Genomic DNA, 14,144 nt, shown 5'->3' on the forward strand with positions numbered 1-14,144 from the left:
GATCAGTCTTCGTCGGGGTAGGGGACGGGCCAGCGGGAGTCGGGAACGGGCCACCCGGCCGCGCGGAGCGCACGACGGGCGAGCTCGCGTGCGGAGTAGGGAGTGCGGACACCGCGGATGTCGCGGTAGTCCTGATGTCCCGGTCCCGCCCAGAGTATGGCGTCGCCGTCGCCGACCAGGCCGACGGCGGTGACGATGGCGTCCTCCGGCGGTGAGGCCTCATGGATCTCAGCGTCCGGTCGCGCGCGGCGTGCACCGTCGATGAGAGTGGCCCGGATGGATGCGGGGTCCTCGAAGCGGGGGTGGTGGTCGGTGACGACGAGGATGTCGCTGCCCTCCACGGCTGTGCGCGCCATGTCGAACCGCTTGCTCGCGTCCCGGTCGCCATCGGCACCGAACAGCATCAGCACCTTGCCGGGAGTCACGCGGCGGACGGCGGCGAGTGTCTTCTCGAACGCGTCGGGGGAGTGGCCGAAGTCGACGAAGACCGCGGGGCCCGTGTCGCCGGAGACCAGTTGCGTGCGTCCTGGCAGATAGGCGCGGATGCCGCCGTCGCGGGTCAGGGCCTCGGTGATGCGATCCCAGGCATAGCCGCCCTCGAGGAGCATCACGATCGCCAGAGCCGCATTGGCGGCCATGTGCGGACCGATCACCGGGACGGTCGTCGTGAGCGAGCCGGCCGGACCGGTCATCGTGAACGTGGTTCCGGCCGCACGCTCGTCGTCGATGACGACGACCCAGCCCGCGGCGCGGGCAGCCTCGGGGTCGGCGGCGATCGACGGAGTGCCCACCGTGACGATGGGGATCTCGGAACGTTCGACGACGATCGCTCCCGACGGCGAGTCGAGGCAGATGACGCCCCGCTTGGCGCGGTCGGGACGGAAGAGCGGCAGCTTCGCCTCGAAGTACTCCTCCATGTCCGCGTAGTCGTCGAGATGGTCGTGGCTGAGGTTGGTGAATCCGGCGACATCGAACAGGATGCCGTCGACGCGGTGACGGGAGAGAGCCTGCGCGCTGACCTCGACGGCGACGGCCTCGACTGCTCGCTCCCGCATGAGAGCGAGCAGTGCATGCATCTCGGAGGCCTCGGGGGTGGTCAGGCGCGACACGATGACCTCGCCGGCGATGTGGCGCTCCGCAGTGGAGGAGAGTCCGGTGACGACGCCGATCTGGTCGAGGATGCCCTCGAGCAGGTGGGAGACGCTGGTCTTCCCGTTGGTCCCGGTCGTCGCGAACAGCAGAGGAAGCGGATCGTCCGCGCCGGTGCCGTAGACCCAGGCGCTGAGGTCGCCGAGGACGGCGCGAGGATCGTCGACCACGAGGATCGGGAGGCCGGCGGACTCCGCGATGACCGCTCCGGCCTCGTCGGTGATGACGGCGACGGCGCCCTTCTCGGCGGCGGTCGCGGCGAAGTCCGCGCCGTGCCGGTTGACGCCCTGGATCGCGACGAACGCCTCGCCGGGGCGCAGATCCGCGGTGGCGAGGGTGATGCCGGTGAGGGCCACGCCGTCGACATCGCCGCGGACGGTGCGGGCGAAGCGGGAGGCGAGTTCGGACAGCTCACGCCGGGGCGGGTTCGCGGGGCGGAGCACGGGAGGCAGGCTCGGTTGTTGTTCAATCGACATGGCGCATCAATGATCTCATGACCGGGGTGAGAACCCCTCGCGAGCGGCCTCTCGCGCGCCGGACCCCGGAGCACGAGAGGCCGCTCCCACGGTCAGGCGCGACGGCGGTAGGCGACGATCGCGACGACCAGTCCGGCGAAGCCGGCAAGCAGCCCTCCGGCTCCGAGCGCCACGCCCAGGGGGTCGGACGCCGTGGCCGGGCTCGAGGCCTCCGCCGCGGCATCGGATCCGGCGTGCTCACCGTGTCCGTCCGCTGCGGCAGCGGTCACCGAGACGACCGGCGCCGGCGCATCGAGGCTGTGCGGATCTTCGCCGTTCTCGGCGAGCTGCGTCCACTCGGTGGCACCCTCGACGCACGTCTGCACGACGGGGAACGCCAGAGTTTCCGGTGTGTCCTCATCCAGTCCGACGCCCATGCTCACTGCGCCGCGGAGATCCGTGGGAACGGGCGCGACCGCGGTGTAGGTGACAGCGCTGACGAGACCGTCGTCGCCCCGTTCGACCTGGATGTCCCAGTCGGAGTCCATGGTCGGTGAGACGGACGCGAGACCCTCTGGCATCGTGATGCGCAGCGCGGTCGTCGGCGAGTTCTCACAGCCGTGCGAGAACGAGAACGTGAGGACGCCGTGGTCCCCGGCGGCGAGCTCGTCGGGGCTGACCCCGACGTGCGCTCCGGCCATGAGGGGTGCGGTGACGGCAAGGGCAAGGCCGCCGACGAGGCCGGTGGTGGCGAGGCGCAGACGGTGGGTACGGGTGTTGCGGGTCATGAGATCTCCTGATCGATGTGCGGGCACGCCGATGGCGCGTCTCCGCGAAAGGGATGCCACGCGTGTCCGGGTGGCGTGTTCGAGTGCGACGGATCAGTCGCGCAGGAGAGCAGGGGGTCCGCGTCGCGGCAGAGCGGACGAGACCGCGGCGTCGAACGGCGAGAAGACCATCGAGCGCAGACGCGCCGGACGGCGGTGTAGCGCGGGCACCACTGCGGACGCACGTCGGAGGAGGGCATCGACCCAGCGCACGACCACCCGGACGATCGCCTCGCCGTGCCACACCAGCAGCGTGGTCAACACAGCCGCGACGAGGTGCGCCGAGAGCATGAGCGCGCCGGGGGCCGCAGCAGGGGACGGCGATGCGAGGAGGGAGAGGTCGAGGTGATGGGCGTGTCCACCGCCGGCGATCGGCGCCGCCACGGTGGGCGAGCCCAGCACCTGGAACACGACGTGGAAGGCGGCTTGCCCGAGGAACACGGCGAGGGCCACCCTGGCGCGTGACTGTCGGACTCCGACCAGGAGAGCCGCGAGCGGGGTGATCAGGCTCGTGACCGCGACGATCAGCAGCACATGCGGAGCCGCACCGCCCCCGAGCGTGTGGGACAGCGCCGCGAGCAGTGTCGCCACGGAGGAGACGGCGGCAGCACGCACGAGTCGCAGCTGCCGGGCATTCACGCTGACAGCCTAGTCGTGCCGCAGCGCCGGGCGGATTCCTAGCTGGGGGCACTAACGTTGGCACGTGGAATTCCTGCTCTATCTGGCCGGCATCCTCTTCATGCTGATCGGCCTCGGGCTGTCGATCGGCCTGCATGAGGTCGGGCACCTCGTCCCCGCGAAGCTCTTCGGCGTGCGCGTCGGCCAGTACATGATCGGCTTCGGGCCGCGGCTGTGGTCCAAGCGCATCGGCGAGACCGAGTACGGTTTCAAGCTGCTGCCTCTGGGGGGCTTCATCTCGATGTCGGGCATGTATCCGGCATCGAAGAACTCCGGTCCGGCGTCGGGCGTCTTCCGCTCTTTGATCCAAGATGCTCGCAGTGCCAACGACGAGACCATCGCAGAAGGCGCCGAAGACCGCGTCTTCTACCGGCTGCCGGTGTGGAAGCGCGTCGTCGTCATGCTCGGCGGGCCCGCCATGAATCTCGTGCTCGCGACGGTGATCTTCACCGTGCTGCTGTCCGGCATCGGTGTGCAGCAGGGGACGACCACGATCGCTTCAGTCACCGAGTGCGTGGTCCCGGCGGGTTCCACAGCGACCGAGTGCACGCCGGATGATCCCGCGTCTCCGGCAGCGGAAGCCGGCATCAGACCGGGCGACGTGATCGTGTCGGTCGACGGGAAGCCGGTGTCGACCTTCGCCGAGGCCACCGCGATCGTGCAGGCGTCCCCGGGTGAGACGATCGACATGGTCGTGCGGCGCGACGGAGCCGAGAAGTCGCTGAATCTCACGCCGATCGCCGCGGAACGCACGATCACGGATGCGAGTGGCCAGCCGATCCTGGACGACGCAGGCAAGCCCGTGGTCAAGGAGGTCGGCTACGTCGGCATGGGCGCGCAGATGGGATACGTGCAGCAGCCGTTGACCGCGGGGCCGGAGATGGCTGCGGACAGCACGGCGCGCGTCGCATCGATGATCGTCACGCTCCCTGTGCGTCTCTGGGATGTCGGCGTGTCCCTCGTGACCGGCGGTGAACGCGATCCGAACGGCCCGCTGAGCGTGGTCGGCGTCGGTCGCCTCGCCGGCGAGGTCGCCGCGACCGATGCGCCGATCCTCAACCGCTTCGCGTTCCTGCTCGGGCTGCTGGGCTCGCTGAACATCGCGCTGTTCGTGTTCAACCTGATCCCGCTGCTCCCGCTCGACGGCGGCCACATCGTGGTCGCGCTGTGGGACGGGATCAAGCGCGCATGGGCCAAGCTCTTCCGTCGGCCCCCGCCGGCACCCGTCGACGCGACCAAGCTCGTACCGCTCACCGTGGTGGTCGCCGTGGCCCTGATCGCGATGGGTGCCCTGCTCCTGGTCGCCGACCTCTTCAACCCGGTGAACCTGCTCGGCTGATTCCTTCGGGGTGTCTCTTCCCGGCGCGTTGGACCTCGGCCTTGCCGCGGCGGACATGCCGACAGTGCCGACACGCTGGCAGCGGACAGCCCGCGACCGTCAGCCTCAGGCGAGGGCGTGGGTCACGAGGCGTTCGAGCGTCCGGATGCCGTCTCGCGAGAGGATCGACTCGAGATGCCCCTGCACGGAGGCGAAACGGTCTCCTCGGAGCGCGTAGACATCGCCCGAATCCGCGTCTGCGGACACTTCGGCGTCGCCGACCGCGCTCGTGCCCGGGGCGACACGCGCGGTGAAGGTGTTGTAGAAGCCGATCGATGCGTCTTCGCCGAACACCGGGACCGACTTCTGCAGCCCCTGGTGCGGTGCGTCGAGAGGAGTCAGGGCGATGCCGAGGCGGTCGGCGAGGATCTGGTGGCTCAAGCACACGGCGAGCAGCGGCATGCCGGAGTCGAGGCGACGGGTGACGACGTCGCGCATCCTGGCGATGCGGGCGCTCTGCGCATCCCGCGGGTCACCGGGGCCGGGGCCCGCGACGACCAGGTCGGCGGCATCCAGGTCGGCATCCTGTGCGTCATTCCAGGGCACGATCTTCACGGCGAGTCCGAGATGACGGAGCTGGTGCGCGAGCATGGTGGTGAAGCGGTCCTCCGCGTCGACGACGACGGCGGAGCGTCCGGCGAACGGACCGGTGAATTCCTCGCCCTGCGGGTTGAGCCAGAACTCGGCCAGGCGCGCGTTTCGTGATTCCAACAGCTCGGCAACGGTCGGGTCGTCGGCGAGGGCGTGCGCGTCACCGGGAGCGTCCGCATCGCTGCGAGCCTCGGCCACATGATCGCGGTCGATCGCCCCGATGGCACCGAGCACACCCGCGGCCTTGCCGTGCGTCTCGGACACCTCGCCCATGGGGTCCGAGTGTCGGACCAGCGTGGCTCCGACAGGCACGCTGAGCGCGCCGTCCTGGAGATACACGGTGCGGATGAGGATGGGGGCGTCCAGGTCATGGCCGCCGTCCGCGTTCGGGGAGAACAGCGCCGCGACACCCGAGTAGTAGCCTCGCGGCTTCTGCTCGTGACGACGGATCACAGCGCAGGCGTTCTGCATGGGCGAGCCGGTGACCGTGGGAGCGAACATGGTCTCGCGCAGGATGTCGCGGGGGTCGAGCGTGCTGCGTCCGCGGAGCATGTACTCCGTGTGCGTGAGCCGCGACATCTCCTTGAGGTGCGGACCGGTGATCCGTCCTCCGTCGGAGCAGACGGCGCTCATCATCTTGAGCTCCTCGTCCACGACCATGAACAGCTCCTCGGTCTCCTTCGTGGAGGCGAGGAAGTCGACCAGCGTCTCCTTCGTCGCCCCACCCGCCGGGTGACGGAAGGTTCCGGAGATCGGGTTCATGGTGACGATGCCGCCCTGGGCGACCACATGCGCTTCGGGACTGGCGCCGACGGCGATGTGACCGGGGGTGAAGACCGCGAAGGTCCAGTACGCACCGCGCTCGTGTGTGAGCAGCGCACGGAACCAGGTCAGGGCCGCCGTCCGGTCATCGACGTCGACATTCGCGGTGAAGTCCCTGCGGATGACGAAGTTCGCGCCCTCTCCGCGGCCGATCTCGTCCGCGATGACGTTCTCGACGATCGCCGCATACTCTGCGTCGGCGATGTCGAAGCCCTCGTCGTGCAAGGCGACCGGCTCACTCGGCAGCGCGGAGAGGAGCTCGGCGGTCGGAAGGTGCAGGTGCTCGTCGACGACCACGCACCGCAGCGGTGCGGCGTCGTCCTGGGCGACGAAGCCGCGCTCGCGAACCTGGCGGTAGGGGACCATCGCGAACACCTCACGAGGCGTGCCGTCGACGGCGAGGGGGATGTCGGCGAGCAGGTCGACATCCCGCACGTCGCCGCTGAGCAGCTCGACGGTGTCGGCTCCATCGCGGGCGATGAGGACGAAGGACGCGGTCGGATCGGCGCGGAGCTCGGCGAGTCGCGAGAGGGTCATGAGTATCTCCTGTGCTGTGCTCCGGCTCGGCGCAACGAAAAGACCGCCCCGGGGGCGGTCTGAATTCGTGGGAACGCGAACACACCGCCTAGAAGGCGGGCCACCAGGTGAAGTTCGCGAGCATGGGGCCGAAACTACCACATCGGCCGCGATGACCCGCGCGGCATGACGTCACCAGATGCTGCCGCCCGGCTCCTTCGTCTCGGCATCGAGGGCGTGATCGACGACCAGGCGCACGGCGCGAGCCAGCTGCTCCTCGCTCAGATGAGGAGAGCCGGACGGCGCGGTCTCCGTCGACCAGGGAAGATAAGATGCACGAACCCGGCGACGGCGTCGGGGCGCACCGCCCCCAGCACGGTGTACAACACGTGATTGCAGACGTAGCTGCCGGCGGACAGCGAGGACCGGGCAGGGATGCCCGCCGCGTCGATGACCTGCACCAGATGCTTGACGGGAAGTGTCGAGAACCGCGCTTCGGGACCGCCCGCCTCGCTGGGAACGTCGATCGGCTGGGCGCCGTCGTTGTCGGGGATGCGCGCGTCCATCAGATTCACGCCGATGCGCTCCACCGCGACGTGGGCGCTTCCGCCGGCGAGCCCGGTGCAGATGACGACGTCCGGTGCGTGTCGGGCGATGAGGGCGCGAAGCCGCTGGGCGGATGACTCGAATGCGACAGGAAGAGTCGCGATGACGAGCTCGTGCGGTCCCTCGTAGTCGACCGCGACCGCGTTCACCGCATCCGCCGACGGATTGCGCTCGGCGCCGTCGAACGGTTCGAAGCCGGTGAGGAGGATGACTGCCATGGCTCCAGGGTAGGTGCGTCCGTCCAGCCCACATGCATCCTGGCGGCGTAGTCTTGAGGGGTGCCAGCAGTGAACCTCGGAATGCCGAAGATCCCCGAAGTCCTCGCCCCGCGCCGTAAGTCACGGCAGATCAAGGTGGGCAAGGTTCTCGTGGGCGGCGACGCTCCCGTCAGCGTGCAGTCGATGACCACCACGAAGACGACGGACATCAACGGGACGCTCCAGCAGATCGCCGAGCTCACCGCGTCGGGTTGCGAGATCGTGCGTGTCGCGGTACCGCACCAGGATGACGCCGATGCGCTGAAGATCATCGCGATGAAGAGCCAGATCCCGGTGATCGCTGACATCCACTTCCAGCCGCGCTACATCTACACGGCCATCGATGCCGGGTGCGGTGCGGTGCGAGTGAACCCCGGCAACATCCGCGAGTTCGACGGCAATGTCGGGAAGATCGCGGAGGCCGCCAAGGCCGCCGGTGTCTCCCTGCGAATCGGTGTTAACGCCGGCTCGCTGGACCGCAGGATCCTGGCGAAGTACGGCAAGGCCACCGCTGAGGCACTCGTGGAGAGTGCCGTCTGGGAGGCATCGCTGTTCGAGGAGCACGACTTCCACGACTTCAAGATCTCGGTCAAGCACAACGACCCCATCGTGATGGTGAAGGCGTACCGTCAGCTGGCGGAGCGGGGCGACTGGCCGCTGCACCTCGGAGTGACCGAGGCCGGACCCGCCTTCCAGGGAACGATCAAGAGCGCCACCGCCTTCGGCATCCTCCTCGGCGAGGGGATCGGCGACACGATCCGGGTATCTCTCTCCGCACCGCCGGCGGAAGAGGTCAAGGTCGGCCACCAGATCCTGCAGTCGCTCAACCTCCGCGAGCGCAAGCTCGAGATCGTCTCATGCCCCTCGTGCGGTCGCGCACAGGTCGACGTGTACACGCTCGCCGAGAACGTCACCGAAGGCCTCAAGGACATGACCGTTCCCCTGCGGGTCGCGGTGATGGGCTGCGTCGTCAACGGTCCAGGTGAGGCTCGCGAGGCCGATCTCGGCGTGGCTTCGGGCAACGGCAAGGGCCAGATCTTCGTGAAGGGCGAGGTCATCAAGACCGTGCCGGAGGCGGACATCGTCGCCACTCTCATCGAAGAGGCCAACCGGATCGCCGCCGAGATGGGCCCAGAGGCGCCGCTCGGCACCGCCCAGGTCGTCACGGTCTGAGCGGCGAGGAGCACGAGATGTCGGATTCCACCCTCCCTGTTCCCGTCAGGGCGATGATCGACGCGATCAACGCCGCGGACACGGATGCGTTCGTCGCCGTTTTCACGGCCGACGGGTTCGTCAGCGACTGGGGCACGGTCAAGGCCGGTTCCGACGGGGTCCGCGCATGGGCGGGCAGCGATGCGATCGGTGCCGGCGCGCGTATGACCGTGCTCACGGCCACGACCGAGGGAGACACCACGCGCATCCGCTTCGGCTGGGCGAGTCGGGTCTTCAACGGCGAATCCGACGGCATCTTCGTGGTCGACGGCGACAAGCTCGCCAGCTTCACCATTCCGCCGTCCCACTGACCGATCTGACCGAGGTCCGCGGGCGTCGAACTCGCCGCCATCTCGAGACCCCGACGTCGTATCCGAGGAGAACCATGTCGACGCCCACCATCGTGACCTTCCCGACAGGGACCGTGACCGGAGACGGGGTCATCGCCCGCGTGGAGCAGACGCCCGAGGGCACGATCGTCGTGGTCGACGAGACGCCCTTCCACCCGGTCGACCACACCTGGCCCGACCAGCCGGGTGACACAGGGAGTATCGCCGTCGGCGACGACACCGTCCGAGTGGTCGAAGCCGTCATGGCCGCGATCTCGGACGAGGGGGAGTTCGCAGTGGGAAGCGCGATCCCCGTCAAGCGCGGTGCTGAGGGCTGGACCTGGCTCGTCGGACACCTGATCGAGGGGGCCGCCCCGGCATCCTTCACGGAGGGCGCTCGAGCCGACCTGACCGTCGACGCCGCTCGTCGTGCCGGACTCAGCCGCGGGCACACCGCATGCCATGTCGCCTCGCTGGCGCTCGATCTGGCCCTCGCCGATCTCTGGCGCAAGGAACCGGGGGAGGACGCTCTCGGCAACCCCGACTTCGAGGGTCGCGCCAACCAGTCCAGCCGCATCCACGAAGATGGCGCTGTCGACGAGTACCGGCTCGGGAAGAGCCTGCGCCGGGCCGGCTTCGATACCGAGACCTTCGCCACGACCCTGTCCGAGCGCGAGCGACGGATCAATGAGCAGCTCGCGGCATGGGTCGCCTCAGGTGCTGTGAGCAGCATCGTGACGGAAGGGCCCACGATCGTCGATCGGCGGCGCTGGCACTGCGATCTCCCGGAAGGAGAGGCCGTGATCCTCTGCGGGGGCACGCACGCGGAGTCGCTCTCGGAGTTCGCCTCCATCGTCGTGAGCCTGGACCTGAGCGATCCTCAGCTGCTGGTCATGACGACCGTGGCGGCTTCCGCGCGCTGACGTCAGCGGACGAACCCCGCCTGCACGCGACCGCCCGCTCGCCTCAGTTCGTCTTCGACACGATCGGCGAAGGCAGTGAGATCACCGGCGAGCAGCGGAGCGCTCAACCTCTCGGCGCGACTGTCGCTCAGATCACGCAGCCGTCGGGGCAGCCATTTGCCGGTGGCAGTCCACCGACCGGCATCCAGGAGCATCAGCTCTGCGATCCGCTCGAAGAGCAGACCCGCCACGATCTGTCGCTCGAGTGCGTCTGTCGCGTCGCGCAGGTCGTCGAGCAGGTCGGTGATCATGTAACGACGAAAGCGAGACTCCGCGGCCTCGTCGCCGGGGTGCTCAGAGAGCGAACTCGACCTCTCCCGTGCCGATATCGGCACTGATGATGCGAAGCCGGACGACGTCGCCCGGTCGTGCCTCTGAGGGAATCGGCGCGGTCGCCGTGACCACCGGCTCGGTGAGTTGGACGGCAGCGCGCTCTCCGCGCAGCTCGATCACGGTGGCATCGACCGTCGAGCCGATCAGAGGCGTGAGGAGCGCGGCTTCCACGCTGTTGATCGTCGCCGTGTTCAGCCGCGACGCCCGTTGTCCCGACTCCTGCATCAGCGCGGGAAGCTGTGCGAGCGAGGAACGGACCCACCCGGGTACTGCCTCGCCGTTCGACACCGCGAGGCAGATCGCGAGGACCCAGCGATCGACCAGGCGGCGCAGGGGAGCGGTCGCGTGCGCGTAAGGGGCGCCGATCGCCGCCTGCACGGCATCGTCCGGCGCCTGGCCGTCGAACACCAGATACCCGGCGCCACGGAACAGCGACGACGCGGCTTCCAGCACCGGGAGGGTCAACGGGTCGGTACGGTCCAGGGCCCGGAGATAGTCCCCGTATGCGCCGGAGGTCCACAGGCGGCCGAGAGCTTCGGTCTGGTGTCGGAACGTGTCGAAGGCCGCTCCATCCGGTTCCGGCATCGTCCGCAGGATGCCCACTCCGGCGTCGAGCATCAGCGTGGCAGCGGCCATCCCCGTCATGAGCGAGAGCTGGGCGTTCCATTCCTCGACGGGAAGCGGGCGTCGACGTTCGATCGCGTAGGTGCCGTCGTCTCCGCGCACCACCTCCTCGTCCGGCAGGTTCAGGCTCGCCCCGCCGCGCAGTCGCTCCTGCTCGAGCCGCAGAGCACCGATCTCGGGCAGCAGCGCGGCGGGCCCGTCCGCTCCGCGGTCGAGCGCATCCTGGGTGGTCCCGTAGTCGAGCTGCGCGCGGGAGCGGATCAGGGCGCGTTGCAGACGGAAGTCCGAGACGATGCCCGCGGAGTCGAGCTCGAAGGTCCAGACGAGCGCCGGACGGTCGGCGTCGGGGAGCAGCGAGGCGCGATCCTCGCTCAACACGCGCGGGTGGAGCGGGATCGTGCCGTCGGCGGCGTACAGGGTCTGTCCTCGCCGGCGCGCCTCGACGTCCACGGCTCCACCGGGGACGATGAACCCCGGGACGTCGGCGATCGCATACCGGACGGTGTACCCCGTTCCGGCGCGCTCGAGGTGGAAGGCCTGGTCGAGGTCTCGGGAGCCCTCCGGATCGAGCGTGGCGAAGGGGATCTCGCGAAGATCGAGCTCCGGGACCACGGCGGTCGCGGCCTCCGCCTCGGCGATGACGTCGTCGGGGAAGTCGAGGGGCGCATCCATCGACTCGCGCAGAGCAGCGAGCGCCGATGCCAATTCGGTCTGCGCGGCGGACGGGGCGACGTGCGATCGGCGCTGAGGCATGGTTCCAGACTAGGCGCGGGTGCGGGCGAACCGGCCCTGCCGAAGCCATCCCGCGTTAGCGTGGAGTCATGATCACTGCAGCCAAAGCCCAGACCCTCGTCGGACTCTACGACGCACCGGAGATCCTCCGTGTCGTCAACGTGTGGGACGTCGTCTCCGCACGAGCGGTCGCCGCTCTTCCCGAGACGAAGGCGATCGCGACGGCCGGACACGGGATCGCCGCATCGTTCGGCTACGAGGACGGCTCGACGCCTCGCGACATCATGATCGACATGGTGGGTCGCATCGCGGCCGCCGTCCAGGTGCCCGTCACGGCAGACCTCGACGACGGGTACGGGGATGCGGGAGAGACCACCCGCCTCGCGATCGGAGTCGGCGTCGTCGGTGCGAACGTCGAGGATCGCCTCAAGCCGCTCGACGAGTCCGTCGCAGCGGTGGAGGCGATCGTGAAGGCCGCACAGTCGGAGGGCGTCTCCTTCGCTCTCAACGCCCGCACCGATGCGTTCGTCCGCGCCGGCGGTCGCCCCGTGCAGGAGAGCATCGCCGATGCGATCCAGCGTGGTCGCGCCTACCTCGATGCCGGCGCGACGGCGGTCTTCGTCCCCGGCATCCTCGACATGAACGTGACCCGCCAGCTCGTCGAGGGCATCGGCGAGCGCAAGGTGAGCGTCATCGGGATCCCCGGCGCCCTCGCCGCGTCCGAGTACGAGAAGCTCGGCGTCGCACGCATCTCGTACGGCCCGCTTCCGCAGCGGGTGGCTCTGACGGCCCTGCAGGAGCTGGCGGCCGACCTCTACGCGGGTGGCGTCGTCCCGGCGAACCTTCCCGCTCTCAACTGACGCGGTCGAAGACGAGTGACCACGGCTCACTAGACTTGCTCCGTGGTCACTCGTCTTTCGAACTTCTTCCTCCGCACGCTCCGTGAAGACCCTGCAGGCGCAGAGGTCGCCAGCCATCGGCTGCTGATCCGGGCGGGATACATCCGCCCGCAGGCCGCCGGCATCTTCGCGTGGCTGCCACTGGGGCTGCGCGTCAAGTCGAAGATCGAGACCGTCGTCCGGGAGGAGATGGCAGCCGCCGGCGCGCAGGAGGTGCATTTCCCCGCTCTCATGCCGCGTGAGGCCTACGAGGCCACCGGGCGCTGGGACGAGTACGGCGACCTGCTCTTCCGCCTGCAGGACCGCAAGGGCGGCGACTACCTGCTCGCGCCCACGCACGAGGAGGCGTTCACGCTACTCGTGAAGGACCTCTACTCCTCGTACAAGGACCTGCCCCTCACGATCTTCCAGATCCAGGACAAGTACCGCGATGAGGCACGCCCGCGGGCGGGTCTGCTCCGCGGACGCGAGTTCACGATGAAGGACGCGTACTCGTTCGACTCGTCAGACGAGGGCCTGGACGTCAGCTACCAGGCGCAGCGCGACGCGTACGAGCGCATCTTCCAGCGTCTCGGACTCGAGTACGTCATCGTCCAGGCCGACGCCGGCGCGATGGGCGGCTCCCGGAGCGAGGAGTTCCTGCACCCCACGCCTGTCGGGGAGGACACGTTCGTGCGGAGCGCGGGCGGGTACGCGGCGAACGTCGAGGCCTTCACCACGGCGGTGCCAGAGGCCATCGCTTACGACGCCGAGGCTTCCCCGGTCATCTTCGACTCCCCGGACACGCCGACCATCGACACGCTGGTGGCTCACGCCAACCGCGAACTCGACGGCGAGTACACCGCTGCGGACACGCTCAAGAACGTCGTCCTCGCCCTCACGCACCTCGATGGCACCCGCGAACTGGTCATCGTCGGCATCCCCGGTGACCGCGAGGTCGATGAGAAGCGCGCCGAGGTGGCCTTCGCGCCCGCCGAGGTCGAGACGGCCACCGCGGACGACTTCGAGAACAACCCGCTGCTCGTGAAGGGCTACATCGGTCCGTGGTCGCCGACGGGAGCAGTGCTCGGCGAGGAGTCGGCCACCGGCATCCGTTACCTCGTCGATCCGCGCGTGAGCGAGGGCACGAGCTGGATCACCGGCGCGAACATCGACGAGAAGCACGCGCACTCCGTGGTGGTCGGCCGCGACTTCGCCGCCGACGGCATCGTGGAGATCGCGAACGTGCGTGCAGGCGATCCCGCCCCCGACGGCTCCGGTCCGGTCGAGCTCGCTCGCGGCATGGAGATCGGGCACGTCTTCCAGCTCGGACGCAAGTACGCCGAGGCATTGGGCCTCAAGGTGCTGAACGAGAACGGCAAGCTCGTCACCGTCACGATGGGCTCGTACGGCATCGGCGTGACCCGTATCCTCGCGATCATCGCCGAGCTCAACAACGACGACAAGGGCCTCATCTGGCCGGCGTCCGTCGCGCCGTTCGACGTGCAGGTCGTCGCCGCGGGCCGCGACCAGGTCGCGTTCGAGGTCGCGGAGGGGATCTCCGCTCAGCTCGAAGCCGCGGGGCTCGACGTGCTCTACGACGACCGGCCGAAGGTCTCGCCGGGAGTGAAGTTCGGAGACGCCGAGCTCGTCGGTGTGCCGAAGATCGTCATCGTCGGCCGCGGGGCCGCGGAGGGCCAGGTCGAGCTGTGGGACCGCGCCACCGGGGAGCGCGAGGCCGTCTCCGTCGACGAGGTCGTGCCGCGACTCTCCGCCGCGCACTGACCCCACAGTG

At 69.0% G+C, this 14,144-nt stretch carries 13 protein-coding genes; 6 read left to right on the forward strand and 7 right to left on the reverse strand.

Translation table 11 applies throughout. From position 1 onward, the window contains the following. Positions 1-2: 2 nt before the first annotated feature. From HDC31_RS07300 to HDC31_RS07310, 3 genes are all read right to left on the reverse strand, one after another. Complete coding sequence (locus HDC31_RS07300) at positions 3-1,625, reverse strand: Mur ligase family protein (RefSeq protein WP_179515944.1); 1,623 nt, start codon at positions 1,623-1,625, stop codon at positions 3-5. Between the two features lie 92 nt (positions 1,626-1,717). Next, positions 1,718-2,392, reverse strand: a complete 675-nt coding sequence (locus tag HDC31_RS07305) for a YcnI family protein (protein ID WP_179515945.1) — start codon at positions 2,390-2,392, stop codon at positions 1,718-1,720. A gap of 93 nt (positions 2,393-2,485) precedes the next feature. Further along, positions 2,486-3,070 carry a hypothetical protein gene (locus tag HDC31_RS07310; protein WP_113681551.1) on the reverse strand — a complete coding sequence of 195 codons (585 nt, stop codon included), beginning with the start codon at positions 3,068-3,070 and terminating at the stop codon, positions 2,486-2,488. Positions 3,071-3,134: 64 nt separating this feature from the next. Here HDC31_RS07310 and HDC31_RS07315 point away from each other — a divergent pair, with 64 nt between their 5' ends. After that, a complete protein-coding gene (locus tag HDC31_RS07315; protein WP_113681552.1) occupies positions 3,135-4,448 on the forward strand; it encodes an RIP metalloprotease in 1,314 nt (437 codons plus the stop codon). A gap of 105 nt (positions 4,449-4,553) precedes the next feature. On the opposite strand, the gene HDC31_RS07320 is transcribed toward HDC31_RS07315, so the two are convergent. Together HDC31_RS07320 and HDC31_RS07325 are read right to left on the reverse strand one after the other, a co-directional pair. Further along, positions 4,554-6,437 (reverse strand): chorismate-binding protein, encoded by a 1,884-nt coding sequence (locus HDC31_RS07320; RefSeq protein ID WP_113681553.1) that lies wholly within the window; start codon positions 6,435-6,437, stop codon positions 4,554-4,556. Between the two features lie 260 nt (positions 6,438-6,697). Then, positions 6,698-7,240 carry a pyroglutamyl-peptidase I gene (locus HDC31_RS07325; RefSeq protein ID WP_307919363.1) on the reverse strand — a complete coding sequence of 181 codons (543 nt, stop codon included), beginning with the start codon at positions 7,238-7,240 and terminating at the stop codon, positions 6,698-6,700. Positions 7,241-7,321: 81 nt separating this feature from the next. Here HDC31_RS07325 and ispG point away from each other — a divergent pair, with 81 nt between their 5' ends. The 3 genes from ispG (at position 7,322) to HDC31_RS07340 (ending at position 9,743) form a co-directional block, all read left to right on the forward strand. Beyond that, entirely contained in the window at positions 7,322-8,452 is a 1,131-nt protein-coding gene (gene ispG, locus HDC31_RS07330; RefSeq protein ID WP_045265366.1) for a flavodoxin-dependent (E)-4-hydroxy-3-methylbut-2-enyl-diphosphate synthase, read from the forward strand. A 17-nt stretch (positions 8,453-8,469) separates the two neighbouring features. Further along, positions 8,470-8,802 (forward strand): nuclear transport factor 2 family protein, encoded by a 333-nt coding sequence (locus HDC31_RS07335; protein WP_061016570.1) that lies wholly within the window; start codon positions 8,470-8,472, stop codon positions 8,800-8,802. A gap of 74 nt (positions 8,803-8,876) precedes the next feature. Then, positions 8,877-9,743: a hypothetical protein gene (locus tag HDC31_RS07340; protein ID WP_113681554.1), complete on the forward strand. Its 867-nt coding sequence runs from the start codon at positions 8,877-8,879 to the stop codon at positions 9,741-9,743. Between the two features lie 2 nt (positions 9,744-9,745). On the opposite strand, the gene HDC31_RS07345 is transcribed toward HDC31_RS07340, so the two are convergent. Then, entirely contained in the window at positions 9,746-10,033 is a 288-nt protein-coding gene (locus HDC31_RS07345; protein ID WP_061016568.1) for a hypothetical protein, read from the reverse strand. Between the two features lie 43 nt (positions 10,034-10,076). Beyond that, complete coding sequence (locus HDC31_RS07350; protein WP_113681555.1) at positions 10,077-11,492, reverse strand: RNB domain-containing ribonuclease; 1,416 nt, start codon at positions 11,490-11,492, stop codon at positions 10,077-10,079. Between the two features lie 68 nt (positions 11,493-11,560). Here HDC31_RS07350 and HDC31_RS07355 point away from each other — a divergent pair, with 68 nt between their 5' ends. Both HDC31_RS07355 and HDC31_RS07360 read left to right on the forward strand, forming a co-directional pair. Further along, the gene (locus HDC31_RS07355; RefSeq protein ID WP_058631275.1) at positions 11,561-12,331 is read left to right on the forward strand and encodes an isocitrate lyase/phosphoenolpyruvate mutase family protein; all 771 of its coding nucleotides are present in this window, start codon (positions 11,561-11,563) and stop codon (positions 12,329-12,331) included. A 42-nt stretch (positions 12,332-12,373) separates the two neighbouring features. Beyond that, positions 12,374-14,134, forward strand: coding sequence for a proline--tRNA ligase (locus HDC31_RS07360; protein WP_113681556.1), 1,761 nt, complete (start codon positions 12,374-12,376; stop codon positions 14,132-14,134). The last annotated feature ends 10 nt before the right edge of the window (positions 14,135-14,144 follow it).

The organism is Microbacterium sp. JAI119 (genome assembly GCF_013410135.1).
GTDB classification, from domain to species: domain Bacteria; phylum Actinomycetota; class Actinomycetes; order Actinomycetales; family Microbacteriaceae; genus Microbacterium; species Microbacterium oxydans.